Below are 25,305 nucleotides of genomic sequence, written 5' to 3'. Positions count from 1 at the left end.
CAGACGCGAGACCTGCCATGACCGATGCCATCCAAGTTGAACGCGAACGCGGCCTGTTGACCCTGCGCCTGAATCGCCCGGACAAGAAAAACGCCCTGACCCGCGCCATGTACAGTCACTTGGCCGAGGCGTTGCAACAGGCTGACAGCGACCCCGGGATCAACGCCGTGCTGATCACCGGCTCTGCCGAATGCTTCACCGCCGGCAACGATATCGCCGATTTCATCCAGCAACCGCCGAATGGACTCGACAGCCCGGTATTCCGGTTCATGCACAATCTGCTCGAATGCCGCAAACCGGTGATCGCCGCCGTGGCCGGAGCGGCGGTGGGCATTGGCACGACGATGTTGCTGCATTGTGATCTGGTCTACGTGAGTCGCGACGCCCGCCTGCGCATGCCGTTCGTCAACCTTGGCCTATGCCCGGAGTTCGGCTCCAGCCTGATCCTGCCGCGTCTGCTTGGGCAGGCCAAGGCGGCGGAGTTATTGCTGCTGGGTGAAAGTTTCAGTGGTGAACAGGCGGCTGCGTGGGGCATTGCCTGCGAGGCGCTGGGCAGTGGCGAAGAGACCCTGGCCAAGGCTCGGGAGATGGCCCTGCGCTTCGAGTCGCTGCCGCCGGAAGCGGTGCGCATCAGCAAGCAATTGATGAAGGCGCCGGACCGGGAGCTGTTGCGCAAGGTGATTGAGGAGGAGGGGGCGCTGTTTACCCAGCGGCTGCGGTCGCCGGAAGCGTTGGCGGCGTTGACGGGGTTCATCAAGCGGCATTGATTTTTCGCTGACTGTACCGGCCTCTTCGCGGGCAAGCCCGCTCCCACATTGACCGGGGTTGTTCACAAATCATGTGACCAACACAAAACCCTGTGGGAGCGAGCTTGCTCGCGATGAGGCCGGCCTGGACAACACAACGATCGGATCAGAAAGCAAAAAGCCCCGCCATTCACATGGCGGGGCTTTTGTTTTTCGAGCAACCGGTCACTCAGACCATCGGGTCGCCAACGTGCAGGATCTTCATGCCGTTGGTGCCGCCGGTGGTGTGGTAGCTGTCGCCTTTGGTCAGGATGACCCAGTCGCCTTTCTGTACTACGCCGCGCTTGACCAGCTCGTCGATAGCCTTCTGGCTGACTTCGTTCGGCGCCAGCGAAGCCGGGTCGAACGGGATGGTGTACACGCCACGGAACATTGCCGCGCGAGCCTGGGCTTCGCGGTGTGGGGTGAACGCGTAGATCGGCACCGAGGAGCGGATGCGCGACATGATCAGCGGGGTGTAGCCACTTTCGGTCAGGGCGATGATAGCCTTCACGCCCGGGAAGTGGTTGGCGGTGTACATGGTCGCCAGGGCAATGCTCTCGTCGCAGCGCTCGAACTCTTTGCCGATGCGGTGGCTGGAGGTCTTGCTGGTCGGGTGCTTTTCGGCGCCGACGCAGATACGCGCCATGGCCTGAACGGCTTCCAGCGGGTACAGGCCAGCAGCACTTTCAGCCGAGAGCATCACGGCGTCGGTGTAGTCGAGCACGGCGTTGGCTACGTCGGACACTTCGGCGCGGGTCGGCATCGGGTTCTGGATCATCGACTCCATCATCTGGGTCGCGACGATCACTGCCTTGTTGTGGCGGCGTGCGTGCAGAATGATCTTCTTCTGGATGCCCACCAGCTCGGCGTCGCCGATTTCCACGCCCAGGTCACCACGGGCAACCATCACCGCGTCGGAGGCCTTGATCAGGCCGTCGAGGGTTTCGTCGTCGGCCACGGCTTCGGCGCGTTCGATCTTCGCCACCAGCCAGGCAGTGCCGCCGGCTTCGTCGCGCAGTTGACGGGCGTATTCCATATCGGCGGCGTCACGGGGGAAGGAGACCGCGAGGTAGTCGACTTCCATTTCCGCGGCGAGCTTGATGTCGGCCTTGTCTTTTTCGGTCAGGGCCGGAGCGGTCAGGCCGCCACCGCGACGGTTGATGCCTTTGTGATCGGACAGCGGGCCGCCGATGGTCACGGTGCAGTGCAGTTCGGTGGCCGTGGCGGTATCGACGCGCATTACCACGCGACCGTCGTCGAGCAGCAGCTCATCGCCCACGCCGCAGTCCTTGACCAGGTCCGGGTAGTCGATGCCGACCACTTGCTGGTTGCCTTCGGTCAGAGGATGGCTGGTGGAGAAGGTGAATTGATCACCGATCTTCAGCTCGATCTTCTTGTTGGCGAATTTGGCGATACGGATTTTCGGGCCTTGCAGGTCACCCAGCAGGGCGACGAAGCGGCCGTGCTTGGCAGCGAGGTCACGCACCAGCTTCGCGCGAGCCTTGTGCTCGTCGGGAGTGCCGTGGGAGAAGTTCAGGCGGGCGACGTCCAGGCCAGCCAGAATCAGCTGTTCGAGAACTTCCGGCGAGTTACTGGCCGGGCCTAGGGTGGCGACGATTTTGGTACGACGGACGGACATGCAAAGACTCCTGAGTTCAAGCGCTGAGTGAGGCTACTATGCTCCGAAGTTGTAGTCATTGTTCGTTTGCACTACTTATTTCTTTCTTTATTGAACCCTGCAACTTTGCGTCCCGGCAGCCTGAAGATTTCCGGCCATGGGTCGATACAGCGTTCAAGACAGGAGATTTCCCCATGCGTTTCGTTCTCATTGCCGCCCTTGCCATCAGCGCCCTCAGCGTCACGGGATGCACCCGTTGGTCGATGAACCATCATTTGAACAATGCCTACAGCGCCTACGACCGGGGCAATTGCGAGCAAGTGATGCTCGAGTTGTCCAAGGTCGAACGCGACAGCCGCGCGCGGCCTTATGTGTGGCCGGAAGTATCGTTGATGCGCGGCCTGTGCCTGGAGCGGCAGAAGATGTACATCGATGCGGTTCAAACCTATCAGTTCATCATGGCGTCCTATCCTCAGAGCGAATATGCCTACCGCGCCCGTGCCCGCATCGAAACCCTGCAGAGCCTGGGTCACTACCCGATGCGCAGTGCAGCGGCTGTTAAACCTACGCAGTTCTGATGGCGATAACCCTCCAGTCGCTGGCTCACCGGCGGTGCTGAGCTATAGTCCAATGAACCGGTTTTAGAGCCTTGTCCTCTGAACCGGGGCAACACCTGTGACCGGCACAAGCAGGACTCTGCGCTACAAGGACTGGCGCACCGGAAGCGGGGAGAGCGGGCAAAGACTCATGCATACCCGTTCCGAAGCAGTAGTGCGGCTCTGCTTAAGAGCCTTGCATAGCGAAATTGCACATGTTCACTGACCGCCGAATCGAGCGGCATCAACTGCCGTACTTCCTCAAAGTGTTCAACGGCATCACCGGCAAACCCATCGGCTACCTGGGCAATGTCTCCGAAGACGGGCTGATGCTGATCAGCCAGTTGCCGATGATGATCGGCGCGGACTTCAACCTGCGCCTGAAAATTCCCGCCAGCGAAGGTGGCCAGCGAATCATCGACCTGCAGGCCTGTTGCCTGTGGTGCCACGAAGACGCGACCCCCCAACATTACGACGCCGGGTTCAGCCTGCAACGGGCGCCACCGGAATATGGGCAATTGGTGGAGGCGTTGAAGCAGTACTTCAGTTTTCTGCCGTTGCCGGCTTCGGCCTGAGATCAATGGGAACTCGGCTGTGAGTGATTGCTCAGGCTCAGAGTCCGGTTCTTTTCCAGCCCAGGTACCGAGTCACCAGCTCTGCCCCCAACTCACCGGGCCGCGCATCCATCACCAACACTCCATGAGCGTTCAAGCGCTCATGGAGTTCGGCGCGTGCATTGAGGTAGTCCACGGTCCCGCAATAGGCCAGCGCTTCGGACAAGGTCTGCACCGATGACTGACGCAGGGTATCGAGCACGTCTTCGCGCAGGCTCGCGACCAGCACCTGATGCTGCCGGCTCAGGCGGTGGACGGCCGGAAGCAGTTCATCGTCGTCCTCTTCGCGCAGATTGGTCACCAGCACCACCAGTGCCCGGCGTTTTTGCCGTGCCAGCAGTTGCGTGGCCGCGGCTTGATAGTCGGCGCTGCGTTGGCTGCTGCTCAAGTCATAGACGGTGTTGAGCAGGGTGTTGAGATGACTGGTGCCTTTTACCGGCGCGAGGTAGCGCGGCTGTTCGCTGGCAAAGGTACTCAGGCCCACCGCGTCGCCCTGACGTAGCGCCACGTAGCTAAGCAACAGACAGGCGTTGAGGGCGTGATCGAAGTGCGACAGCTCATCATCCTGGCTGCGCATGTGCCGGCCGCAGTCGAGCATGAAAATGATCTGCTGATCGCGTTCGTCCTGATACTCCCGGGCAATCGGCGTGCGCTGGCGGGCGGTGGCTTTCCAGTCGATCTGGCGCAGGCTGTCACCCTCGCGAAACTCGCGCAATTGATGGAATTCCAGGCCCAGGCCCCGCCGTTGTTTCTGGCGGACGCCAAGCTGGCTGAGCCAGTTGTCCACCGCCAGCAATTGCCCCCCATACAAGCGGGCGAAATCGGGATAGACGCGGGTGGCGTCGGGCAGTTCGAGCAAGCGTCTGTCCGACCAGAGCCCCAAGGGACTTGGCAGGCCGACTTCGCAGCGTTCGAAGCTGAAGTGACCGCGCTTGAGCGGGCGCAGGCGATAACCGGCCAGGCTGTGCTGGCCGGGTTGCAGCTCGACCGTCAGCGGCAGGTGTTCGAAGCTCAGGCCAGGTGGCACATGATCGAAGACTTGTACCTTCAGCGGTTGCGTAAAGTCGTGTTCGACCGTCAGTTGCACCTCGCCCCATCGACCCAGGGCCAGGCTGCCGGGTATCTGGCGTTTCAGCCGGGGCGAAGGCAAGCGCTTGAGGCGAATGGCATCGAGGATGGCCAGGGCCAGCAGCGCCAGGAGCAACCCCCAGTTGATCGCCATGAGATTCGCCGGAACCGCGAACTGCAATGCCCGCAAAGCGCCCGACACAATGGTGCAAGCCAGCAGGATCAATAGCCAGGCGAGCATCAGGCGCGAGGGTTTCACAGGCGCGGCGCCGGCACTTGGTCGAGCATCTGCTGGAGCACCTGATCGACATCCAGGCCCTCGATGTCCAGCTCCGGCGCGATGCGCACCCGATGGCGCAGCACGGCCAGGGCACAGCCCTTGATGTCATCCGGAATCACGAACTCACCGCCGCGCAACAGCGCTCGGGCCCGGGCACATCGCACCAGCGCGATGGATGCGCGTGGGCCGGCGCCGAGGGTCAAGCCGGGCCAATTGCGGGTGGAGCGGGCCAGGCGCACGGCGTAATCGAGCACCTGGTCATCCAGGGCCAGATCGCTGGCGATGCGTTGCAGGGCCAGTACATCCCTGGCCTGGAGCAACGTGCGCATCGGCTGGACATCAAGCATATCGGCCCGGGTCGAGCGGCAGACCTGACGCACCATGTCCAGCTCTTGCCCGGCATCTGGGTAGTCCATGCGCACTTTGAGCATGAAGCGGTCCAGTTCAGCTTCCGGCAAGGGGTAAGTGCCTTCCTGTTCGATCGGGTTTTGCGTGGCGAGCACCATGAACGGTTGCGCAATCGGCAATGGCTGGCCTTCGAGGGTGACTTGCCGCTCCTGCATGGCTTCGAGCAGCGCGGCCTGGGTTTTCGCCGGGGCACGGTTGATCTCGTCCGCCAGTAGCAGGTTGGTGAACAATGGCCCCTTGCGCAGTTTGAATTGCTCGGTCTGCAGGTCATACACGGCATGCCCGGTGACGTCGCTGGGCATCAGGTCCGGGGTGAACTGGATTCGCGCGAACTCACCGCCGAAGCAGCGGGCGAGGGCGCGCACCAACAGGGTCTTGCCCAAGCCCGGTACGCCTTCGAGTAGCACGTGGCCACCGGCGATCAGCGCGGTCAGGACGTCGTCGATCACGCAGTCCTGGCCAATCACTGCTTTTTGCAATTCTTTGCGTACGGCCTGGGCCAGATGGCCGGCACGCTGGCGCTGTTGAGCGGCATGGCTCGGTGCGTCGGGCTCGATCGATTGGCTCATTACTTCCGGAGCCTTGTTAACAGTTATATGCGTTTTATCTTCCATAAATCAGTCACTTACCTAATTTAACTTTTTTCACGGTTTTTTTGCGTGGAATGAGTGAGTGACTGCCAATCTGCCTCGTTGCAATCCTATGGCAACTCCCTCATTTGAGCGTTCGTCAGAGTTGGAGGTTAGTCTATGACGGTCTGAGGCCACGCGATTTCAGAGTCGATTATGTAACCGAAGAAAATCCAGTTTCTGGTCAAGCTTTCGTTGTGTAATTGCGCTGATTTGACCACCTGTTTGCAGGGGATTTGATAAGGGTGTTTTGTCGCCATGATCAGCAGATAACGTTCGTTTTCTGCCCCTCGTGACAGGCAAGAATCGGCCGAGGTTGTGTAAAAACGGTTTAGAGCAGGTTTGAAAGTCAGAACCAGAACGAAAATAGCGTTTCTACGCAAATTCCAGGTCCGCTGATACACCAATCATTGGCAGATTTACGTAGCGACGCAGACTTCAAAACAGTGTCTGCGTTTTTACACAGCCTGGGCCGAAAGCTGCCGACCATCAAGGGCTGCTACCGACCTGGAGCAGTCGGCGAACAGAGTAATGGCAAATTAGTGGCTATGCTTGGTCTGCTGTCGAAACTGATCAGGCAGTCCGGCAGGCTGCGCGGAAATGACCCGCAACGTGCCCTATGTCACCCGACTATTCTGCGTGAAGCATCCAGTTCAGGGGCGCAAATCCGCAACTACACTCGGGAAGACATGGAGCAAACCCTACACCTGCAGGCGCAGGGTTTGGACTAGATCTGTCGGGATCACTCAGGATCGAATCGACTTTCGCTACGGTGCGGCTGGGCACTGCGAAAATGGGGATATGCTCACCCCAGACATGCAGGCCTTGGTCTGCACGCTCGCCAGAGGCGCAGAACGAGGCTGAGGAAATTGAAAGGAACAGAACATCTGGCAAAAGTGATTGCCGACGTTCAGTTCTACAATAGAGAGCGAGGAGAATCGTTACCTGAAACGATGATGTCAAACACAACAAATGAAGCTGATTTCGTTTTCTCGCCGAAATGTTAAGAGACTGCTTCCGAGAGTAAAAAATCTCACCATGAAATTAGCATCGCCAAATGCATTGCTTAGTGTCGAATAGCTGGTTGGCATGACACTCAAGACGTATAGCTTCGGTAGCTATTGCTTGTCTCGGGAGCTTCGCTCACGAAAACCAGCGTGAATCCAGAACAGAAAAAAATTTGGCTAATGCTACGTGCGGTGTGTTCTCAGGTTCAGGTGTCGGCACAAAAGGTTAATTGGTTTCCGAATACCGCTTCTATTGGTCAATTTAGAAGGATTATGTTTGGAGATTGTGAAATGGATTTTTTCAGGAATAAAAGCGCCGCAAAGCAAGCCATACCCACCAGTTCGAATAAGCCACGCTCGACCAAATGGCACCGCATGTACTTTTTTCTTGCTGGATTCGACGTGCTGGTTGTTGTGCTGAGCGTGCTATTGAATCACCTGATCGTCGATACCTATCACCGCTCCATCAAGGCAAACCAGTCGTGGGTCCAACAGCTGTCGAGCTATTCAACGCTGGGCAGCCTGGCTTCCACAGTCAATGCGCCGGGCAATAATGTGTTCGATACACATAATGTTGAAGCCGAATCGCGGAACATGAATGAAGCCTTGCGCGCCTTCAACGAGCATTTGGCAGTGGCCAAAAAACAGTTGGAAGTACGGATCGCCAATGAGGCTGAACACAGTGCAGATATACAAGCCTTTTCCCTTGCATTGAAGGATGAGGTGGGTGCAGTTGATGCCGCGATGGTCGAAATGGTGAACGAGGCCTTGCTGATCTTTTCCTACTTCAGGGAGGGGCAGTCGGATAATGCCGGCAAACGCATGGCAACGATGGACAGGAAGTTTGCCCTGTTGCTCGCCTCACTCAGTACTGTGCGGGATCGCGTTGGCCTGATTCAAAGCAAGCTCCTGGAGGAGGAGCTTGAGTCGGTCGAAGAACTGCGCCGGGTCGAATACGCGATCATGGTGTTCGTGCTACTGATGGTCAGTGCGGCCGTTATCTACGGGGGCAAGATCAGGCGCGAAATGGAGTCGCAAGCAGCCGAAAGGGAAGGTTATCTGGCAGTGCTGCGCGAAAGCGAGAAGCAGGCCCGCCAGCAAGCATCGCTGCTGGACAAGGCCCAGGACGCCATTGTCGTTCACGGGATGGATAATCGCATCCTGTACTGGAACAAAAGTGCCGAGCGTCTCTACGGTCTGTCAAAGGAAGAGGCACTCGGCAAATCGGCACAGGAGTTGATCTACCAGGGTAGCGCCGCTTTCAATGCGGCCACTAACAACCTGATAGATACGGGTGACTGGGCGGACGAAGTTACACTTCGACGCCGGGATGGTTGCACCATCACGCTCGAAAGTCATCGAACCCTGGTGCGAGACGATGATGGCCAGCCGCAATCCGTTCTCTCGATCAATACTGACATCACCCACCGTAAGACCGCTGAGCAAGAGGTCCAGCGTTTGGCTTTCTACGATCAGTTGACCGGGCTGGCCAACAGGCGGCTCATGTTGGACCGGTTACAGCATCTGCTGGCGGGCAGCTCCCGTAGCCTGTATACGAGCGCGATAATTCTCATTGACCTGGATAACTTCAAGGCACTGAACGACACGCTGGGGCATGACAGAGGCGACATGTTGCTGCAGCAAGTTGCTCTGCGCCTTTGCGGCTGCATACGCGAGAGCGACACCGTGGCTCGCCTGGGCGGAGACGAATTCGTCGTCCTGCTGGGTGGCCTTAATGAGAGTCCTCCAGAAGCAGCTATCCAGGCCAAGGCTATTGGCGAAAAGATTCTCAACTCTCTGAACATTTCCTACCAGTTGGATGGATATGAGCACCACAGCACCCCCAGCCTCGGCATTGCGCTGTTCCAGGGGCAGCTGAGCACCGTGGACGATATTATGAAGCGCGCTGACCTGGCGATGTATCGCGCCAAGGCGGCGGGCCGCAATACCATGCGCTTCTTCGATCCGGAAATGCAGGCGGTTGCCACGGCACGGGCCAGACTGGAAGTAGACTTGCGCCAAGGCTTGCGGGACAACGAATTCCTTCTTTATTACCAGCCGCAGGTGAATAGTGAGGGCCGTATCATAGGCGCAGAGGCACTGATGAGATGGCAGAATCCTGAGCGAGGAGTCGTGTTTCCAGGCGAGTTCATTCCATTGGCAGAGGAAACGGGGTTGATTCTGCCGTTAGGCCGTTGGGCGCTGCAGGCAGCCTGCACTCAGCTGGTTGCCTGGGCAAAGCATTCGGAAACCGCCCGACTGGGTATGGCTGTGAATGTCAGCGCCCGCCAGTTTCACCATCCGGACTTCGTCGAGGAGGTACTGCAAGTACTGAGATACACGGGGGCCGATCCGAAGAAATTGAAACTGGAACTGACCGAAGGCCTGCTGATAGAGGATATGGAAGGTACTGTCGCCAAAATGATCGAGTTGAAAGAGATTGGCATAGGCCTTTCGCTGGATGATTTCGGAACCGGCTACTCGTCACTGTCATACCTGAAGAGCCTTCCGCTGGATCAACTCAAGATCGACCAGTCCTTCATCAGAGATGTGTTGGTTGATCCCAACGACGCCGCCATCGCCTGCGCGATTGTGAGCCTGAGCCAGATATTGGGGCTTTCGGTGATTGCAGAAGGTGTGGAGACAGAAGCTCAGCGCACCTTTCTGGTCAAGCATGGCTGCCAGACCTACCAGGGCTTCCTGTTTTCCCCGCCACTGCCAGCCGAACAATTTGAGGAGTATGTTCACGATAGATCAATGGCGAGCACTGATTTCTCACGGACCACGACTAAATCGCCATAACTTCGCAGGGCGATATCATCCGCCATTACGCTAGGGGAACCGCCGCCATCAGCAACCACCTGTACTTCATATCCATCGCGCACCAGGCTCAGCGCCGGATAGACCGTGCAGACGTCATTGGTGACCCCGGCGATGATCAGTCTCTTGCGCCCCGTAGCCTTGACCGCTGAGGCGAAGTTCTCATCGTCCATGGCGTTGACGATAAACAACATCTCAGGCTATGAGCTCGTAAGGGGCTGTCTTCTAATACAATGGGAATCTAACGCTTGTTAGGTGCCAGATCATAGGGCGCTCCTCAAGGTTTGCAGGTGGGCGACCTGACGGCTGAATTCAACGCTGGAAAGCCGTTGTTTCGGCCGCGGGCTCATGGCCTGGCTGATGGCGCGTGTGGGTTGGCCGGTCAGGCGCGCGAGCACCAGCCATTGTTCGGCAACACCGAGCTGTTCAAAACCGGGGTGGCGACGCCGCACACGCCGCAGGATGTCTTGCTGCAAGGCTTGCAGCAGGCCGGCCTGACCGTTGCGGCGCAACAGGAAGTCGGCACTGGCGCGCAGGTGTTCCTGCAGTTGTCGGCGCGCTTTCGGCGCCGGTTCCAGCAATGGACCCTGACGCACGCCAAAGTGCCAGAAACCCAGGCCGATCAAGGCGAACAGCGCGACAAGCGCCTGGGGGAAATAACGCAGCAGCAAGGTCAGCAGGCTGTCGTGATCGGTGTTGAATATTAGTGTCACGCGGGTGTCGGCGGTCAGGTACCAGAGCAGCCAGGCGTTATCGTACCGGTCGATGGCCGGGGTTTTCCACAGGTCGGCATCGGTGACCACGATGATCGAACCGAGCCCGTGGTCGAGTTGCATCATGTGGGTGGCCCTGGCGCTGTTGGCCCAGGCCAGGGCGAGGTTTTTCGGGTCTTCGAGATGGAACGCGGTATCGAAACCGGCATAGGCCGGGGCGTCTTCGTCTTCCAGGTAGAGCTTGGTCAGTGGCGGGTACGGATCGTCACCGACACCCGGCGGTGGGGCCTTGAGGTCTTTGCTCAGGGATTGGTGCAGTTGCACCTTGTCGAGCAGCAGGTCATTGCTGTGGCCGAGCTTTTCATCCCACAGCGACTCGGCGACGAACAGAAGGCGCCCGCCGGCCCGGGTCCAGTTCATCAACTGGTCGATCTGCCGTGGACTCATGTTGTCGCGTTCCCCGAGCAACAGCAGGCTGTGTTGGCGAGGGTCGAGGCTGGGCAGGATGTCGAGGCCATTGGCGTGGTCGACGCTCAGGCCTTGTTTGCGCAGGAACAACTCTGCCGCCAGATAAGGGTTGGCATTGGCTTCGGGGGAGGGGCCGTGGTCGATTTCGGTCTGGTAGGGGGTAGCCTTGAGGTACAGATAAACGCTCAGTGCAGCCAGCAACACGGCAACCAACGCACCGGCTATCGAGCCCCAGCGCCGGCTCAACGGGCAGTCTCCGGGCCGAACAGAACACGCCAGCCATTACACAGTTCCTGCTGCACCTGAGCGGGCGGCAGGCGATGCCCGTAGGCCATGTTTTGCCAGTGCCCGGTCAGGTTTTGGCTGTAGGCCAGCAAGGCCGGTTGTTGCAGTAGTTCGACACGCCGAAGCACCTGGCCTTCGGTGTCGGCGGACTTGAGCGCGATGTTGAAGTCGTGCAGCAGACGGCTGAGCAGGGCGCGATAAAGCAAACCAAGCGCTTCGCGTGGATGAGTCTGCCAAAGACTTTCGGCGTGGGCGGCGATGTCGCTGGGCAGGGACTCGGGCTTGAGGTCCAGGCCGAACGCCTGCGGCGGTAACGGTCCCGTGGCTTTGTTGACGGGGATCGGTCGGCGGCTGACGAAGGCCTGTAACCAGTCGCGATAGCGCCAGATCAACAGGCCGACGGCCCCAATGACGATGCCCCACAGCATGATTTCAATCAGGGTCGCCAATGCCCCGAAGCCTTGTCCCTCGAACAGCTTCAGCAGGGTCTTCAACCATTTCGGTGTCTTGCCATCGTCCGTGGCGCCAGCACTCGATTGCTCTTCGCCAAAGCGGTAGCGCGTGACCGACTCCCGGTTCTTGAAGGGCGGCTGTTCGAGGATCGCCTTGATGCTGTCCCTGGAGGCCTGGCTGGTCAGGGGCTGGTCCAGCAGGCGCGGGCTGTCGGGTGAGAGGGCCGGTTCCGTGGCCCATGCGGTGTGGGTGGTCGGCATCAGTACAATCACGGCCATCAACAGGACAGCGCTTGCACCGACCAGACGCTGGCGCATTCGACGGAACACCAGTTCGATATCCCAGGCCTCCAGCACGGTGCGTCGGTTGAGGTACAGGCTGAAACCGCAGGCGACATAGATCGGTTCCCAGACCACCAGCACCAGCGCATAAAAGGCGTTGGTCAGGTGTTCCAGCCAGCGCCAGTCCTGGGTGGCCGCCGAGATCAGCGACTGCCAGCTCCAGTCGAGCGCGACCTGTTGTGGCAGCAATAGATAGAACAACACCATCAAGCCGGTCCACAACGTGCCTTCCAGGTGCGCGCCGATGATTGTCAGCCAGCGTGCGGCGCCGGCGTCTCGCTGCAACAGCACCTGTATCCGCTGTTGCCGTTGCTGCCCATCCAGTCCTTCGAGTTGCATCACCGGCATCAGGAAACTGCGGGGCAAGCTCAGGCGTCGCCAGGTCAGGCTGGCCAGCAATTGCGGTTTGAGCAGGCGTGGCCATTGGTGCAGGGCCTGCTTGAGCGTAGGCGTTTCACCGAACATGGCTTTGGACAGGATGTACAAGGGCAGGCGTTCGAACGCCGGCTTCAGCCACCAGAAAATGAACACCGCTAGAGAGGGCGAATCCCAGAGCCCCCAACTGAGCAGCGCGAAAACCGGCAAAGTAACCAGGGCCCAACTGGTCATTAACAGGCGTCGATGGCGTTGGCTCAGGAGCACCCCAAGATCCATGGCTTCCCAGTTCGAACGTGGGCGAATCACCACCGTGGCGTCACTCAGGCGCATGGCGGTGACGTCCGGCGAACACGAGATAAGCCACCACCAGCAGCCAGAGCGCCGCGCCGACCAGGTACTTGGTCTGGTGCGAAGGGCCGGTCTTCGACGACCAATAGGCTTCGATAAAGGCCGCGATCAACAGAAATAGCATGGCCCCGCAGATCAGCAGCACGCTCTTGCCCGCTGCCAATTGCAAGGCCTCGGCGCGTGGCAGGCGCCTGGGGGCGACCAAGGCCCAGCCCAGCTTCAGACCGGCGGCACCGGCCAGGGCGATGGCGCTGAGTTCGAAGGCGCCATGGCCGATCACGAATGACCAGAAGGTTTGCCCATAGCCGACGTAGGTCAGATGCCCGGCCACCGCCCCGATCATCAGGCCGTTGTAAATCAGGAAAAACACACTGCCCATACCAAACAGCAAACCGCTGGCGAAGGTCTGAAAGGCAATGCCGATGTTGTGCATGATGTAGTAGCCGAACATCGCCCAGTCCTCACTGGCGGCTCGCCCCGCCGTGCGCCCGAGGTGACCGGCAACGGGGTCGTACATGCTTTGCATCTCGCTGACCTGCGCGGCGGGGATCAGGTTGTAGACCAGCTCGGGGTACAGGTACACCAACAGCGCGAAGCCGGCCAGGCTGCCAAAGAACATCAGGCTGGCGGCGAGGACAAAACGCCATTGTTCGCGCACCAGTCGCGGAAAGTCAGCCATGATGAACGCCAGCACATTGGCCCCCAAACGGCTGCGATGACGGTAAAGCTGTTGGTGTCCGCGCAGCACTTGTTGCTGCAGGGAGTCGATCAGAAAACTGCTGTAGCCACGCTCCCGTGCCAGTGCCAGGTGTTGGCAGAGACGTCGGTAGTCCTTCGGGAAACTGCTGGCGTCGGTGCTCTTGCCGTCCCGTTCCAACTGCTCGAGCAGGTGGGCGAAATGCTCCCATTCAGCCTTGTGCCGGCTTTCAAAAAGGCTTTGCTTCATGTCGGCCCCAACAAGCCGCGGGCGATGCCGTTGAGCTCGGTCACCGCCTGTGGGGGCTGGACTTTCAAGGGTTGGGCGAGAATCGAAGCCAGTTCTTTGACCCGGGCTGCGGAGAGTTCACCCTGGCGCTCGGCAAACCCGAGAATGGCCCGTTGTTCGGTGAGTGTCAGGACAAAGGCCGGGCGACGCGACTGGGCTTCAGGGAGCTGGGGGCGGGTGTGCGGTCGTTCGCGGTAGATCACCAGGGTCCCGGCGGCGATATCGCCGAGGCGCTTGAAGTGGGGGTGTTGCAGGCAACTGACGGCCCCGAGGAAGTAACCGAATGGCAGCAGGTCGACAACGCGCAACAGGTTGCGCAGCAGCGACGCCGACCAGCCGACCGGGGTGCCATCGTCGTGCACCACCCGCAAGCCCATCCATTGTTTGCCCGGCGAGCGGCCGTGGTTCAGCACCTCGAACAGCACCATGTACCACCAACTCACCACGAACAGCAGGATCGAGCCGAGCCCGGCCCCCAGTTTGCCGAGCATCGCCAGCACAATGAACAGCACGCCCAGGACCAGGCCGCGCAAACCAAGATCGATGGAGAATGCCAGCGCACGGACCATCAACCCGGCCGGCCGCAGTGGCAGATCGATGCCTTCCGGCGTTTCGACCTGGTACCGCGTATCCAGTGGCGGTGACAGCGGCGCATTCCGTGGCTGTGCTGTTGTCTCGAGCATGGGCAACCTGACGATGTGGCCTTATTCGGGATTGTGTATCCATTCGATGCTAGCAGCCTATTCGAGGGGCGGGGGCGGGAGGAAACGACATAACTATGTATTGCATGGTGAGCCGCGCAAGGTGTTTGAATGACAAGACTACTGGCCGGGGCGGGAGGTGAACGCCTAGACTTTGTCGATCTTCAGTTCAGGAATCGCCCGTGACCTCCATCTTCTGGTACGACTACGAAACCACTGGCATCAACCCCCGTTGCGACCGTCCGTTGCAAATGGCCGGCTTGCGCACTGACTTCGATCTCAATGAAATCGACGAGCCGGTCAATCTTTACTGCCAGCCCAGTGATGACATCCTGCCGCATCCGGCTGCCTGCACGATCACGGGGATCACCCCCGGGCAACTGCAGGCGCAAGGCTTGAGCGAAGCCGATTTCATGACTCGTGTGCATGCCCAGCTCTCGGCGCCCGGTACCTGTGGCGCGGGGTATAACACCTTGCGTTTCGATGACGAGATGACCCGCTACAGCCTGTACCGAAACTTTTTCGACCCCTATGCGCGGGAGTGGCAGGGCGGTAATAGTCGCTGGGACCTGATCGATGTGGTGCGCGCCGCTTATGCCCTGCGCCCCGATGGCCTGGTCTGGCCGACCGATGACGAGGGGCGGGTCACGCTCAAGCTCGAACGCCTGACCGCTGCCAATGGCATCGATCATGGCAATGCCCACGAAGCGCTGTCGGATGTTCGCGCGACAATCGCCCTGGCGCGCCTGATACGGGAAAAACAACCGAAGTTATACGACTGGCTGTTTCAACTGCGCAGCAAACAGAAAGTCATGGACCAGATACGCCTGCTGCAACCTTTGGTACATGTTTCCGGACGTTTTTCGGCCGCGCGCAGCTATGTGGGTGTGGTGTTGCCGCTGGCCTGGCACCCGCGCAACAAGAACGCCCTGATTGTCTGTGATCTGCACCTCGATCCCCAGGGCCTGCTCGACCTGGATGCCGAAAGTTTGCGCCAGCGCTTGTATACCCGCCGCGACGAGCTGGCCGAGGGCGAGTTGCCGGTGCCATTGAAGCTGATTCACATCAACAAGTGCCCGGTAGTGGCTCCGTTGTCGGTACTTCGCCAGGAAGATCAGCAGCGTCTGGGATTGGATATGGCGCTGTATCAGCAGAGGGTGTCGCAGCTCAATGACGCCCGGAAAGTTTGGCAGGATAAAATCCTGGCGATTTATGCGCGCGAAGATTTTTCCCAGAGCCAGGATCCGGAGCAACAGTTATATGATGGATTTATCGGTGATCGGGATCGACGATTGTGTGAACAAGTCAGGACCGTTGACCCGATGCAATTGGCACAAGAGCAGTGGCCTTTCGATGACGAACGTTTGCCTGAATTGCTGTTTCGATATCGCGCACGCAACTTTCCCGACACGTTGAATTCCGAAGAGCAAGAACGCTGGCGAATATTCTGTCAGAAACGTTTGTCAGACCCAGAATGGGGTGCGCCAAATACCCTTGATAGTTTTGTGGACGCCGCGGCCCAATTGAGCGTTAGTGCTACTGCGTTTCAGCAGGGGGTGCTCGGTGAGTGGCAGGATTATGTCCAGGGACTGCGCAAGCGTTTGAGTCTTTGAAATCGAACATGCCGGGGCTTAAACACCGCGCATAAAAAACGCCAGCATTTGCTGGCGTTATTTTTTGTCACGGATCCATCTGCGACAAGCTCTGAGGCTTAGCCCAGCAGGGTAGCCCAGCCTTCCACCACGTCACCGCCCCACTTGGCTTTCCACTCTTTCAGAGTCTTGTGGTTGCCACCTTTGGTTTCGATGACTTCACCGTTGTGCGGGTTTTTGTATTGTTTAACTTTGCGAGCACGCTTGGTGCCAGTAGTTTTCACTGCACCGCCGCGTGGTGCCTTGGTTTTGGATTCTGGATCCAGCAGCGCGATGATGTCACGCAGGGACTTGGAGTATTCGCCCATCAGGGTGCGCAGTTTGCCTTCGAATTCCAGCTCGGTTTGCAGTTTGTCGTCTTGGGACAGGTTCTTCAAACGGGCTTGCAGCTCTTTGATAGCTTCTTCGGTGGCGCGATATTCGTTGATCAAGGACATGGTGACTACCTTATGTTGTACGCTGGATGGCAGGTGACAGTGCGGCAATAATAGTCACCGTGTTTCATCAAGTAAACATTTAAGGCAAGTTTATTTAATTTAATTGCCGGGGTTTTGGCTCGCATTGGTAATGCAGTTTTTAGTGTGGTCCCGGTCTGTCAGATATACATAAATTAACAATTGCTCGGCGACGCAAGAGCATCTGTGCAAGCAGGCACTGCGGGTGTCCGCCCTGGCGCACTGACCTTCCGGCAGGGCGAAACGTCAACAATACTGCAGTTTTGCTGCGCAATCGCTAGAATGGCGGCCTTTGCGAAGTTCTGGAGTTTCCCCCTCATGCGCACTTTTCGTCTGGTGATTTCTTGCCCGGACCGTGTTGGCATCGTTGCCAAAGTCAGTAACTTTCTGGCATCACACAACGGCTGGATCACTGAAGCGAGCCATCACTCGGACAATCTCAGTGGCTGGTTCTTCATGCGTCACGAAATCCGTGCCGACTCCCTGCCATTTGGTATCGAAGCGTTTCGTGAAGCCTTTGCCCCGATCGCCGAAGAGTTCTCGATGGACTGGCGCATCACCGATACCGAGCAAAAGAAGCGCGTGGTCCTGATGGCCAGCCGCGAGTCGCACTGTCTGGCCGACTTGCTGCACCGCTGGCACAGCGATGAGCTGGACTGCGAAATTTCCTGTGTGATTTCCAACCATGATGACTTGCGCAGCATGGTGGAGTGGCACGGTATTCCGTACTACCACGTCCCGGTCAATCCGCAGGACAAGCAGCCAGCCTTCGCCGAGGTTTCGCGCCTGGTCAAGCAGCACGACGCCGAAGTGGTGGTGCTTGCCCGCTACATGCAGATCCTGCCGCCCGAGTTGTGCAGCGAATACGCGCACAAGGTCATCAACATTCACCACAGCTTCCTGCCGTCGTTCGTCGGTGCCAAGCCTTACCACCAGGCCTCCCTGCGCGGCGTTAAGCTGATCGGCGCGACCTGCCACTATGTGACCGAAGAGCTGGATGCCGGCCCGATCATCGAGCAGGACGTAGTGCGTGTCAGCCACAGCGACAGCATCGAAGACATGGTGCGTTTCGGCCGTGATGTCGAGAAAATGGTGCTGGCCCGTGGCTTGCGTTATCACCTGGAAGACCGGGTACTGGTGCACGGCAACAAGACTGTCGTCTTCTGACAGACGTACGTCACAGTTGAAACTCGAAGGGCCTGGGCGTTCAATCGCTTCAGGCCCTTCGCCGTTTCTGCACCGAGGACATGACCATGGCCGATCCACTGGACAAAGCCACCTCCAAGGCTCCCGCCACGCTGGGCGAGGGTTGCCTGAGCCGCTACGACCCGGATGACATGGGGCCTGAAACCGGTACGGAGTTTCCTGACGCCGCGCAGCTGTGGGAGCAGATGCAGCAAGAGCCCGAGGACAAACCTAAGCCTGCCTGAGTTTCATCAACTTCATCAGCAGTGGCCGACCCAGCATCAGCAAAAATACCGGCCCACCGACCAGTAAATAGAAGTAATAGGTCACCGCCCGCCAAATCAGAATCGCCGCGGCTGCCGTGGATTTCCCGACCATGGGCGCCAGCAGCGCAGCGGACGTCAGTTCGGCCGCCCCGGCTCCCCCCGGCAGCAGGCTGAATTGACCGGCGCTCAGGGCAAGCATCTGGACCAGAAAACTCCAGGCCCACTGCAAGTCCGCGCCGAGCCCTCGTAGCGCCAGGTACAGCACGCTGTAGCGCAGGACCCAGTGCATGCAGGTCAGGGCGAATACCTTGATCAAGGTCTGCACGGGCAACTTCAACGTGTCGGTAAACGCCGCCAGAAACTGCAGGAGTTTGCGCGCCCAGCGCATTCGCGTGGCCGCCTTGACATTGAGTCGGGCGAGCCAACGGCCACTCAGGCGAATCAATAAGCGGTGATAGCGGGCCACCATGACGCAACTGATCAGGCCGCCGAACAGCGAAACGGTGCTGACCATCAGCATCCATTCCATGCGCTGGCTGAGGTGCTGGAACAGGGCGTAAATCAGAATCCCGCTCAGGGCACAGAGGAAAAACAGCAAGTCGCTCAGTTGATCCATGGCAAACACTGCACTGCCCCTGGCGGGACGCACGCCGCGACGCGCCAGTAAGGCCATGATCGTCAGAGGTCCGCCACTGCCGCCGGGCGTGGCGCAGTAGGCGAATTCGGCGGCCATCACCACGCCGAGGCTCCTGAGTCGGCCGACCTTGTCGCACTGATCCCCCAGCAACAGGCGCAAACGCAGAGTGTTCACTCCCCAGCACAGCAGGATCATGCCGAACATGATCAGCAACCACGGCAGCGGAAATGCGCTCAGCCGAGACCAGGTTTCGCTGCCGCCCAACAATAATGGAATCAGCACTGCCGCGAGCAAACCGACGAACAACAGCAGTGCGCGACTCATGCGGCAAGGCCCATTCGGTCGTTTTGCAGCGCCAGCCAGCGGGCCTTGGTCATCGGAACTCTTCCGATGTCGAGCAGGTGCTCCAGGGTTTGTAGCCAGTATCGGCGTGAGAACTCATGGCGCATGTCCACCGGGTGCAGGCCCAGGCGAATCACCGGGGCGTGCTGCCAACGCTGTTCTCGCCAGTCGCTGACGAGCTTCGAAACACCCCGGCGCAAGGCGCTGCGCGCGCTCCAGACCAGCCCCGGCGCCTCTATCGCGATGAAATCCGGTAGCCGGTATAAATGTTGCGAGTCGCTGGTGTAACTCAACGGCAATTGGCGCAACGCCTGGCGAGTGCCCTGGCTCATCAGCCAGGCCGGGGCGACGAACCCCTCGAGCGGCCAGTCATGGCGGTGGAACATATCGATACCCGAACGCAACCGGGCGAGGGCGTCTTCCTGCGACAAACGGTAAAACTCGCCTTCGTGGGTGTAGACCCGACGCATGAACCAGTCGTGGGGATTGATGGTCATCGGCCCGTCGTCACAATGGAAATAGCCATGCAGTGCCAGTTCGTCGCCCCGGGCGACCCTGGCACTGAGCTGGCGACAAAATTGCGGATGGGCGTCCAGATTGTTGTGTTTGTGCAAATCCGGGACCACCAGCCAGGTGATCGGCACGTCACCCAAGGCGTCGACGGTTTCGACGAACGACTGGTAATCGGCCCAGGTGGGCGGTGCCACGTCGTGCAGTACCAGCAGTAAAGCGGGACAGTTCATGGACTCAACCATTGGCTGCCTGCGGCCATTGGCTGCCGAGCACGGCGTGGTAGTGGCGCAGCAGGCTGTTGACCACCGTATCCCAGGCGTAATGCCGTTCGACATGCAATCGCGCTTGCCGGCCCAGGGTTACGCTGCCCGAGCCGAACAGTTCTCGAACGGCGGTGGCCATCGCGGCGGGATTGTTCGGCGCACAGAGCAGGCCGCAGTCCTCGGTGACGATTTCCTCGAAGGCCCCGGCCGCCACGGCTACCACTGGAATGCCGCTGGCCATGGCCTCCAGAATGACCAGGCCGAAGGTTTCCTGATCACCGGCGTGGAGCAATGCGTCGGCGCTGGCCATCAGGCGGGCCACCTGCGCCGCCGGGCAGAACTCGTCGATCACCGTCACGTTGGACGGCACGGCCGTGGGCATCGACGAGCCAACCAGCAGCAGGTGATAGCGTCGGCCCAGGCGTTTCATGCAGTCGAGTAGCACCGGCAGGTTTTTTTCCTTGGACCCGCGCCCGGCGAAGATCAAGAGGCGGGTGTTTTCGTCCAGGCCCAGCTCGGCCCGCAGCCCGGGGTCTCTGGCATCGGGATTGAAGGTTTGCAGGTCGACGCCGAGCGGCTGCACGAAGACATTCCTGACCCCAAGCCCGGTGAGCTTGTCGGCCATGACCCGGCTGGGCGCCAGGACCCGGTCGAAGTTGCCATAGAGCTTGCTGACATAGGCCTCGACGTTGTTGGTCACCCAGCTTCCCATGCGGTTGCTGACCAGCAGCGGCAGGTCCGAGTGATAGAAGCCGATGACCGGCACATCGAGTTGGCGCCGCGCATCCAGCGCCGCCCATGCGGTGAGATAGGGGTCGCCGACTTCGATCAGATCGGGTTGCAAGTCTTGCAGCACATTGCGCCAAGGCGCCAGACGCAGAGGAAAGCGATAACCCTTGCCGAAGGGCAGGGCAGGGGCGGGAACCGTGAAGATGCCATCCTGCTCGCCCAAGGACGATCCGGGGATCAGCAAACTGTGGCGAATGCCTGGCTTGATGCCCAGGCGACGGTGCTTTGCATCCAGATAAGTGCGCACGCCTCCACTGGCGGGGGCGTAGAACATGGTGATGTCCGCGATATGCACGATGAACGATCCTCCGGTCCTGTTACTCCTTTGGTTGACCTATATGAAGGATAGATGTTCGGTCGGGGTTTGTTGCAAGGCGCTGGATGAAGGCTGTGAGGGAGCTTGTCGGATCGCCGCACCGTCCCGACAAGCTCCCTCGCCACATGGGGTTGCTGCATCAGATACGGAAACTGCCTACCAACTGCTTCAACCGTGCCGCCTGCTGCTCAAGGTCCGAGCACGCGCGCAATGTCGATTGCAGGTTCTCCACGCCTTCCTGGTTCAGTGTGTTGATCTCGGTGATGTCGACGTTGATCGACTCCACCACGGCGGTCTGTTCCTCCGTCGCGGTAGCCACCGACTGGTTCATGCCGTCGATTTCACCGATACGCAGCGTCACGCTGTTCAGGCGTTCGCCCGCGAGGTTGGCGATTTCCACGCTGTCCTGACTGTGGCGCTGGCTGTCGCTCATGGTGCTGACCGATTCCCGGGCGCCGACCTGCAACTCCTCGATCATGGTTTGCACCTGTTGTGCCGATTCCTGTGTGCGATGTGCCAGGTTGCGCACTTCGTCCGCCACCACGGCAAATCCACGACCGGCTTCACCGGCGCGGGCGGCTTCAATGGCGGCGTTGAGTGCCAGCAAATTGGTTTGCTGGGAAATGCTGGTGATCACTTCGAGAATCTGCCCGATGTTCACCGTTTTGCTGTTCAGCGATTCGATGTTGGAGCTCGATGCACTGAGCATGCTCGACAGTTGATTCATCGCCGCGATGCTGCGGTCCACCACTTGCTGGCCGTCTTCGGCCAGGTTGCGGGCATCGCTGGCCTGGCTCGAAGCCTGAGCGGCGTTACGGGCAATTTCCTGGGCTGCGGCACCGAGCTGGTTGATCGCGGCCGCGACGCTGCTGGTGCGCGAGGCTTGCTGGTCGGAGTTGAACATCGACGAGTTGGAAGCGGCCACTACGCGCAATGCCACTTCGTTGACTTGCCCGGTGGCTGAGGACACTTCGCGGATCGAGCCGTGAATGCGCTCGACGAAACGGTTGAACGCGGTGCCGAGTGTGCCGAATTCGTCATTGTTCTGGATGGTCAGGCGCTTGGTCAGGTCGCCTTCGCCGTCGGCGATGTCGGCCATGGCACGGGTCATGACGTGCAGCGGCTGGATCAGGATGCGAATCAGCATGCCGAGCAGGGCGATGATGATGGCCACGGCAATAATGGTCGCAACCACAGCCGAGGCGCGGAATTCGCTGAGCATCGAGTAGGCTTTTTCTTTGTCGACCGACACACCGATGTACCAGTTGACCGATGACAAGCCTTTGATCGGGGTGAAGGTCACGATGCGGGTTTTGCCATCGACCTGGATTTCGCTCATTGCGCTGCTGATAGCCGGCGTGTCTTGCGGGTAGACATCCTTGAGCGCCTTCATCGCCAGCGCTTTGTCGGGATGTACCAGGATCTTGCCATCGGAGCTGACCAGGAAGGCATAACCCATGCCGTCGAAATCCAGCGTGCCAAGGCTGTCGGCGATCACTTGCAGACTCAGGTCACCACCGACCACGCCGATGTTCTGGCCGTCCTTGATGACGCTGTCGACAATGGAGATCACCAGTTGGCCGGAAGCCAGATCAATATAAGGCTCGGTCAATGCCGAACCGCTGCTGCCTTGCGCGCTTTTGTACCAAGGGCGTGCACGTGGATCATAGCCATCGGGCATCTTGCTGTCCGGGCGAATGATGAACGAGCCATCCTTGTTGCCGAGGTAGGCACCCATGAAGGTCGAGGTCACGGCTTTTTGTACAAGCAGGCTGGAAACGTTGTCGGCATCGGGGTTGAGCGCAACAGTTTGTGACAGGTTTTCAATCAACAGGCTGCGCCCGTTCAACCAGGTCTGGATATTGTTGGCGGTTACCGCGCCCATTTCCTGCAGATAATTTTCCAGGTTTTCGCGAATGGCATTGCGCTGCAAATAGTCGCTGTACAGCGTGAATGAGGCGAAGGCGGCAATCACAATGAGGGCGGCGGCAAGCAGGATTTTATGGCTGAAACGCAGATTTTTGTTCATGGCTTGGGGTTCCGCTAAGGTCTTAATGTCCAGCGCGTGCTTTTATAAAGGGACGCACGACGGGCAAGGTTGAAAGCAAGTGAATTTTCCGACTCTCCTTAGGGAAATTTCCGACCAGATCGTGTCTGACTGCTTTGTCGTTATCTCTATCGGCCGTGCAGGACCAAAGATTAATCATGGGTGACCAAATGCCTGACTCATTGCAACTCGTTATCGGCGCAGATCTCGAAGGGCAGCCGATTGCCCAGGCCATGCGCCTGGCGAACCGCCACGGATTGATCGCGGGCGCGACCGGCACCGGCAAGACCGTCACTTTGCAACGAATGGCCGAAGCCTTCAGCAATGCCGGCGTAGCGGTGTTCGCCGCCGACATCAAGGGTGACCTGTGCGGCCTTGGCGCCGCCGGCAACCCCCAGGGCAAGATCGCTGAGCGGATTGCCGGGATGCCCTGGCTCAACCACAAGCCTCAGGCTTATCCGGTGACGTTGTGGGACATACACGGTCAGTCCGGTCATCCTTTACGCACAACCTTGAGTGAAATGGGGCCGCTGCTGCTGGGCAGCCTGCTGGAGTTGACCGACAGTCAGCAATCGGCACTCTACGCCGCGTTCAAGGTGGCGGACCGCGAAGGCCTGTTGTTGCTCGATCTCAAGGACCTGAAGGCGTTGCTCAATCACCTGCGGGACAACCCCCAGTTGCTGGGCGACGATGCGGCATTGATGACCACCGGCTCCAGCCAGGCATTGCTGCGACGTCTGGCGACCCTGGAGCAACAGGGCGCCGAAGCCCTGTTCGGCGAGCCGGCGCTGCAACTCGAAGACATCCTGCAACCCACGGCGGATGGCCGTGGGCGCATTCATTTGCTGGACGCCAGCCGCCTGGTGCATGAGGCGCCGAAAGTCTATGCGACGTTCCTGCTGTGGCTGTTGGCCGAACTGTTCGAGCAACTGCCGGAGCGTGGCGATGCCGAAAAACCCTTGCTGGCATTGTTCTTCGACGAAGCTCACTTGTTGTTCAACGGTACGCCCCAGGCATTGCGTGATCGTCTGGAACAGGTTGTAAGGCTGATTCGTTCGAAAGGCGTGGGCGTGTATTTCGTCACCCAGTCGCCGGGTGACCTGCCGGATGATGTGCTGGCGCAGTTGGGTTTGCGCGTCCAGCACGGTCTGCGTGCGTTCACGGCCAAGGAGCAGAAGTCCCTGCGCGCGGTGGCCGAAGGATTCCGGCCGAATCCTGCGTTCGACGCGTTGTCGGTGCTGACCGAGCTCGGGATCGGTGAGGCGCTGGTCGGCACCCTGCAGGAAAAGGGCACGCCGGAAATGGTCCAGCGGGTATTGGTGGCACCACCGCAATCGCGGATCGGGCCTTTGACTGAAACCGAGCGCACGATGTTGATCGCAGGCTCACCGTTCAAAGGGCGTTATGACCAACCGATCGATCGCGAATCAGCCTATGAGGTGCTGGTGGGACGCAAGGGACTGGCACCTGAGCCCGAAGCGGAGCAGGGCAAACAGGAACCGAGTTTCACCGAACAGGCCGGAGAGTTCCTCGGCACAGCGGCTGGGAAGGCGCTGAAATCGGCGATGCAACAGGCGGCGAACCAGATTGGCCGACAGTTGGTGCGCGGCTTGATGGGCTCGTTGCTGGGCAGCAAAAAACGCCGCTGAAAGCAAAGGATCGCAGCCTTCGGCAGCTCCTACGGGTTGCTCGCAAATTTAAATGTAGGAGCTGCCGGAGGCTGCGATCTTTTGATCTTGTCTTTAACCTTTGGTTTTGGCATGCGCCGCCAACCGCTCCAGCGCTGCCCGCAGATTCGGGTCGCTGATCCCGTCGGCCGTGGCCTGAATGGTCGCTGCCGCGTCGTTGGACAAGTCCATGGTATGCCCGGTCGCACCTTGCTGAACGGTCGGCGGTTGAACTTTGAACAGGATCCGGGTCAGATTGGCAAACTCGTCGAACATTTGCAGTTGCCGTTGCAGGCGCTTCTGCTGGTAGCGCAGGCGGGTTGCCCAATGACCGTCGGTGACAATCAGCAACAAACTGCCTTCGCGCCAGGAAGCCACGTGGCAATGCTCGCGAGCGGCGGGTTGCAATTGGCTTTCGAGCAAGCGTTGCAGGTGACCCAGGCGTTGAGCGTGGCCGAGAATGGCCTTCAGCGGCTTGGCTTCGCGTAGTAGAACGGCAGGTACTTTGGCCGTAAGTGGGCGAAATGCCATGATCAGACACCTGAAGTAACAGAGGCGCCATGGTAGCAGAAAGCGCCGGATGCACCCGCCCATTGCTTTTGTGGGCGCTTTACCCATTAAATCAACAACTAACTTCTGTCTTGAACGGCTTGAAGTTGAGCAAAACGCCCTT

21 protein-coding genes and 2 pseudogenes are annotated in these 25,305 nt (G+C 59.4%); 8 read left to right on the top strand and 15 right to left on the bottom strand.

Going from position 1 to position 25,305, the window contains the following annotated elements:
- Nucleotides 1–17: 17 nt before the first annotated feature.
- Nucleotides 18–767, top strand: coding sequence for an enoyl-CoA hydratase-related protein (locus ASD95_RS17065; RefSeq protein WP_056726086.1), 750 nt, complete (start codon nucleotides 18–20; stop codon nucleotides 765–767).
- A gap of 208 nt (nucleotides 768–975) precedes the next feature.
- Here ASD95_RS17065 and pyk read toward each other — a convergent pair whose 3' ends face one another.
- A complete protein-coding gene (gene pyk / locus ASD95_RS17060) occupies nucleotides 976–2,427 on the bottom strand; it encodes a pyruvate kinase (protein WP_056726085.1) in 1,452 nt (483 codons plus the stop codon).
- A 173-nt stretch (nucleotides 2,428–2,600) separates the two neighbouring features.
- Here pyk and ASD95_RS17055 point away from each other — a divergent pair, with 173 nt between their 5' ends.
- Nucleotides 2,601–2,984 (top strand): tetratricopeptide repeat protein, encoded by a 384-nt coding sequence (locus tag ASD95_RS17055; protein ID WP_056726084.1) that lies wholly within the window; start codon nucleotides 2,601–2,603, stop codon nucleotides 2,982–2,984.
- Between the two features lie 233 nt (nucleotides 2,985–3,217).
- Nucleotides 3,218–3,577, top strand: a complete 360-nt coding sequence (locus ASD95_RS17050; protein WP_056726083.1) for a PilZ domain-containing protein — start codon at nucleotides 3,218–3,220, stop codon at nucleotides 3,575–3,577.
- 37 nt (nucleotides 3,578–3,614) lie between these two features.
- Here the strand turns inward: ASD95_RS17050 and ASD95_RS17045 are convergent, their stop codons facing one another.
- Together ASD95_RS17045 and ASD95_RS17040 are read right to left on the bottom strand one after the other, a co-directional pair.
- On the bottom strand, nucleotides 3,615–4,943 hold the full coding sequence (locus ASD95_RS17045) for a DUF58 domain-containing protein (RefSeq protein WP_056726082.1): 1,329 nt from the start codon (nucleotides 4,941–4,943) through the stop codon (nucleotides 3,615–3,617).
- Nucleotides 4,940–5,941 (bottom strand): AAA family ATPase, encoded by a 1,002-nt coding sequence (locus ASD95_RS17040; protein ID WP_056726081.1) that lies wholly within the window; start codon nucleotides 5,939–5,941, stop codon nucleotides 4,940–4,942. The genes ASD95_RS17045 and ASD95_RS17040 overlap by 4 nt, the downstream gene beginning before the upstream one ends.
- Nucleotides 5,942–7,299: 1,358 nt before the next feature.
- Between ASD95_RS17040 and ASD95_RS17035 the strand changes: the two genes are divergently transcribed.
- Nucleotides 7,300–9,810 carry a putative bifunctional diguanylate cyclase/phosphodiesterase gene (locus tag ASD95_RS17035; RefSeq protein ID WP_056726080.1) on the top strand — a complete coding sequence of 837 codons (2,511 nt, stop codon included), beginning with the start codon at nucleotides 7,300–7,302 and terminating at the stop codon, nucleotides 9,808–9,810.
- Nucleotides 9,811–9,812: 2 nt separating this feature from the next.
- Here ASD95_RS17035 and ASD95_RS28770 read toward each other — a convergent pair.
- The 5 genes and pseudogenes from ASD95_RS28770 to ASD95_RS17015 form a co-directional block, all read right to left on the bottom strand.
- A pseudogene (locus ASD95_RS28770) lies at nucleotides 9,813–10,019 on the bottom strand (isochorismatase family protein); the annotation flags it as partial.
- A gap of 72 nt (nucleotides 10,020–10,091) precedes the next feature.
- Complete coding sequence (locus ASD95_RS17030) at nucleotides 10,092–11,255, bottom strand: DUF4350 domain-containing protein (RefSeq protein ID WP_056726079.1); 1,164 nt, start codon at nucleotides 11,253–11,255, stop codon at nucleotides 10,092–10,094.
- Nucleotides 11,252–12,796, bottom strand: coding sequence for a DUF4129 domain-containing protein (locus ASD95_RS17025; RefSeq protein ID WP_056726078.1), 1,545 nt, complete (start codon nucleotides 12,794–12,796; stop codon nucleotides 11,252–11,254). The genes ASD95_RS17030 and ASD95_RS17025 overlap by 4 nt, the downstream gene beginning before the upstream one ends.
- Nucleotides 12,783–13,760 carry a stage II sporulation protein M gene (locus tag ASD95_RS17020; protein WP_056726328.1) on the bottom strand — a complete coding sequence of 326 codons (978 nt, stop codon included), beginning with the start codon at nucleotides 13,758–13,760 and terminating at the stop codon, nucleotides 12,783–12,785. Before ASD95_RS17020 ends, ASD95_RS17025 begins: the two co-directional genes overlap by 14 nt.
- On the bottom strand, nucleotides 13,757–14,482 hold the full coding sequence (locus ASD95_RS17015) for an RDD family protein (protein WP_056726077.1): 726 nt from the start codon (nucleotides 14,480–14,482) through the stop codon (nucleotides 13,757–13,759). The genes ASD95_RS17020 and ASD95_RS17015 overlap by 4 nt, the downstream gene beginning before the upstream one ends.
- Before the next feature lie 200 nt (nucleotides 14,483–14,682).
- Here ASD95_RS17015 and sbcB point away from each other — a divergent pair, with 200 nt between their 5' ends.
- A complete protein-coding gene (gene sbcB, locus ASD95_RS17010; protein WP_056726076.1) occupies nucleotides 14,683–16,113 on the top strand; it encodes an exodeoxyribonuclease I in 1,431 nt (476 codons plus the stop codon).
- 98 nt (nucleotides 16,114–16,211) lie between these two features.
- Here the strand turns inward: sbcB and mvaT are convergent, their stop codons facing one another.
- Entirely contained in the window at nucleotides 16,212–16,589 is a 378-nt protein-coding gene (mvaT, locus tag ASD95_RS17005; RefSeq protein WP_007933316.1) for a histone-like nucleoid-structuring protein MvaT, read from the bottom strand.
- Between the two features lie 336 nt (nucleotides 16,590–16,925).
- Between mvaT and purU the strand changes: the two genes are divergently transcribed.
- Together purU and ASD95_RS29460 are read left to right on the top strand one after the other, a co-directional pair.
- Complete coding sequence (purU, locus tag ASD95_RS17000; protein ID WP_007993692.1) at nucleotides 16,926–17,774, top strand: formyltetrahydrofolate deformylase; 849 nt, start codon at nucleotides 16,926–16,928, stop codon at nucleotides 17,772–17,774.
- Between the two features lie 86 nt (nucleotides 17,775–17,860).
- A complete protein-coding gene (locus ASD95_RS29460) occupies nucleotides 17,861–18,037 on the top strand; it encodes a hypothetical protein (protein WP_177336478.1) in 177 nt (58 codons plus the stop codon).
- Here the strand turns inward: ASD95_RS29460 and ASD95_RS16995 are convergent.
- From ASD95_RS16995 to ASD95_RS30365, 5 genes and pseudogenes are all read right to left on the bottom strand, one after another.
- Nucleotides 18,024–19,019 (bottom strand): lysylphosphatidylglycerol synthase transmembrane domain-containing protein, encoded by a 996-nt coding sequence (locus tag ASD95_RS16995; RefSeq protein ID WP_056726075.1) that lies wholly within the window; start codon nucleotides 19,017–19,019, stop codon nucleotides 18,024–18,026. The two genes, ASD95_RS29460 and ASD95_RS16995, sit on opposite strands and share 14 nt — an antisense overlap.
- On the bottom strand, nucleotides 19,016–19,792 hold the full coding sequence (locus ASD95_RS16990) for a DUF2334 domain-containing protein (protein ID WP_056726074.1): 777 nt from the start codon (nucleotides 19,790–19,792) through the stop codon (nucleotides 19,016–19,018). Before ASD95_RS16990 ends, ASD95_RS16995 begins: the two co-directional genes overlap by 4 nt.
- On the bottom strand, nucleotides 19,785–20,897 hold the full coding sequence (locus ASD95_RS16985) for a glycosyltransferase family 4 protein (RefSeq protein ID WP_056726073.1): 1,113 nt from the start codon (nucleotides 20,895–20,897) through the stop codon (nucleotides 19,785–19,787). The genes ASD95_RS16990 and ASD95_RS16985 overlap by 8 nt, the downstream gene beginning before the upstream one ends.
- Nucleotides 20,898–21,057: 160 nt before the next feature.
- Nucleotides 21,058–21,822 carry a methyl-accepting chemotaxis protein gene (locus ASD95_RS30370; protein WP_442965745.1) on the bottom strand — a complete coding sequence of 255 codons (765 nt, stop codon included), beginning with the start codon at nucleotides 21,820–21,822 and terminating at the stop codon, nucleotides 21,058–21,060.
- A gap of 93 nt (nucleotides 21,823–21,915) precedes the next feature.
- Nucleotides 21,916–22,947, bottom strand: a pseudogene (locus ASD95_RS30365) (HAMP domain-containing protein); the annotation flags it as partial.
- 188 nt (nucleotides 22,948–23,135) lie between these two features.
- Here ASD95_RS30365 and ASD95_RS16975 point away from each other — a divergent pair.
- The gene (locus ASD95_RS16975) at nucleotides 23,136–24,614 is read left to right on the top strand and encodes a helicase HerA-like domain-containing protein (protein ID WP_056726327.1); all 1,479 of its coding nucleotides are present in this window, start codon (nucleotides 23,136–23,138) and stop codon (nucleotides 24,612–24,614) included.
- A 93-nt stretch (nucleotides 24,615–24,707) separates the two neighbouring features.
- Here the strand turns inward: ASD95_RS16975 and ASD95_RS16970 are convergent, their stop codons facing one another.
- A complete protein-coding gene (locus ASD95_RS16970) occupies nucleotides 24,708–25,163 on the bottom strand; it encodes a DUF721 domain-containing protein (protein WP_056726071.1) in 456 nt (151 codons plus the stop codon).
- Between the last annotated feature and the right edge of the window lie 142 nt (nucleotides 25,164–25,305).

This window comes from Pseudomonas sp. Root71, assembly GCF_001429045.1.
Classification (GTDB): domain Bacteria; phylum Pseudomonadota; class Gammaproteobacteria; order Pseudomonadales; family Pseudomonadaceae; genus Aquipseudomonas; species Aquipseudomonas monachiensis.
This window is presented reverse-complemented; position numbering and strand designations above follow the sequence as displayed.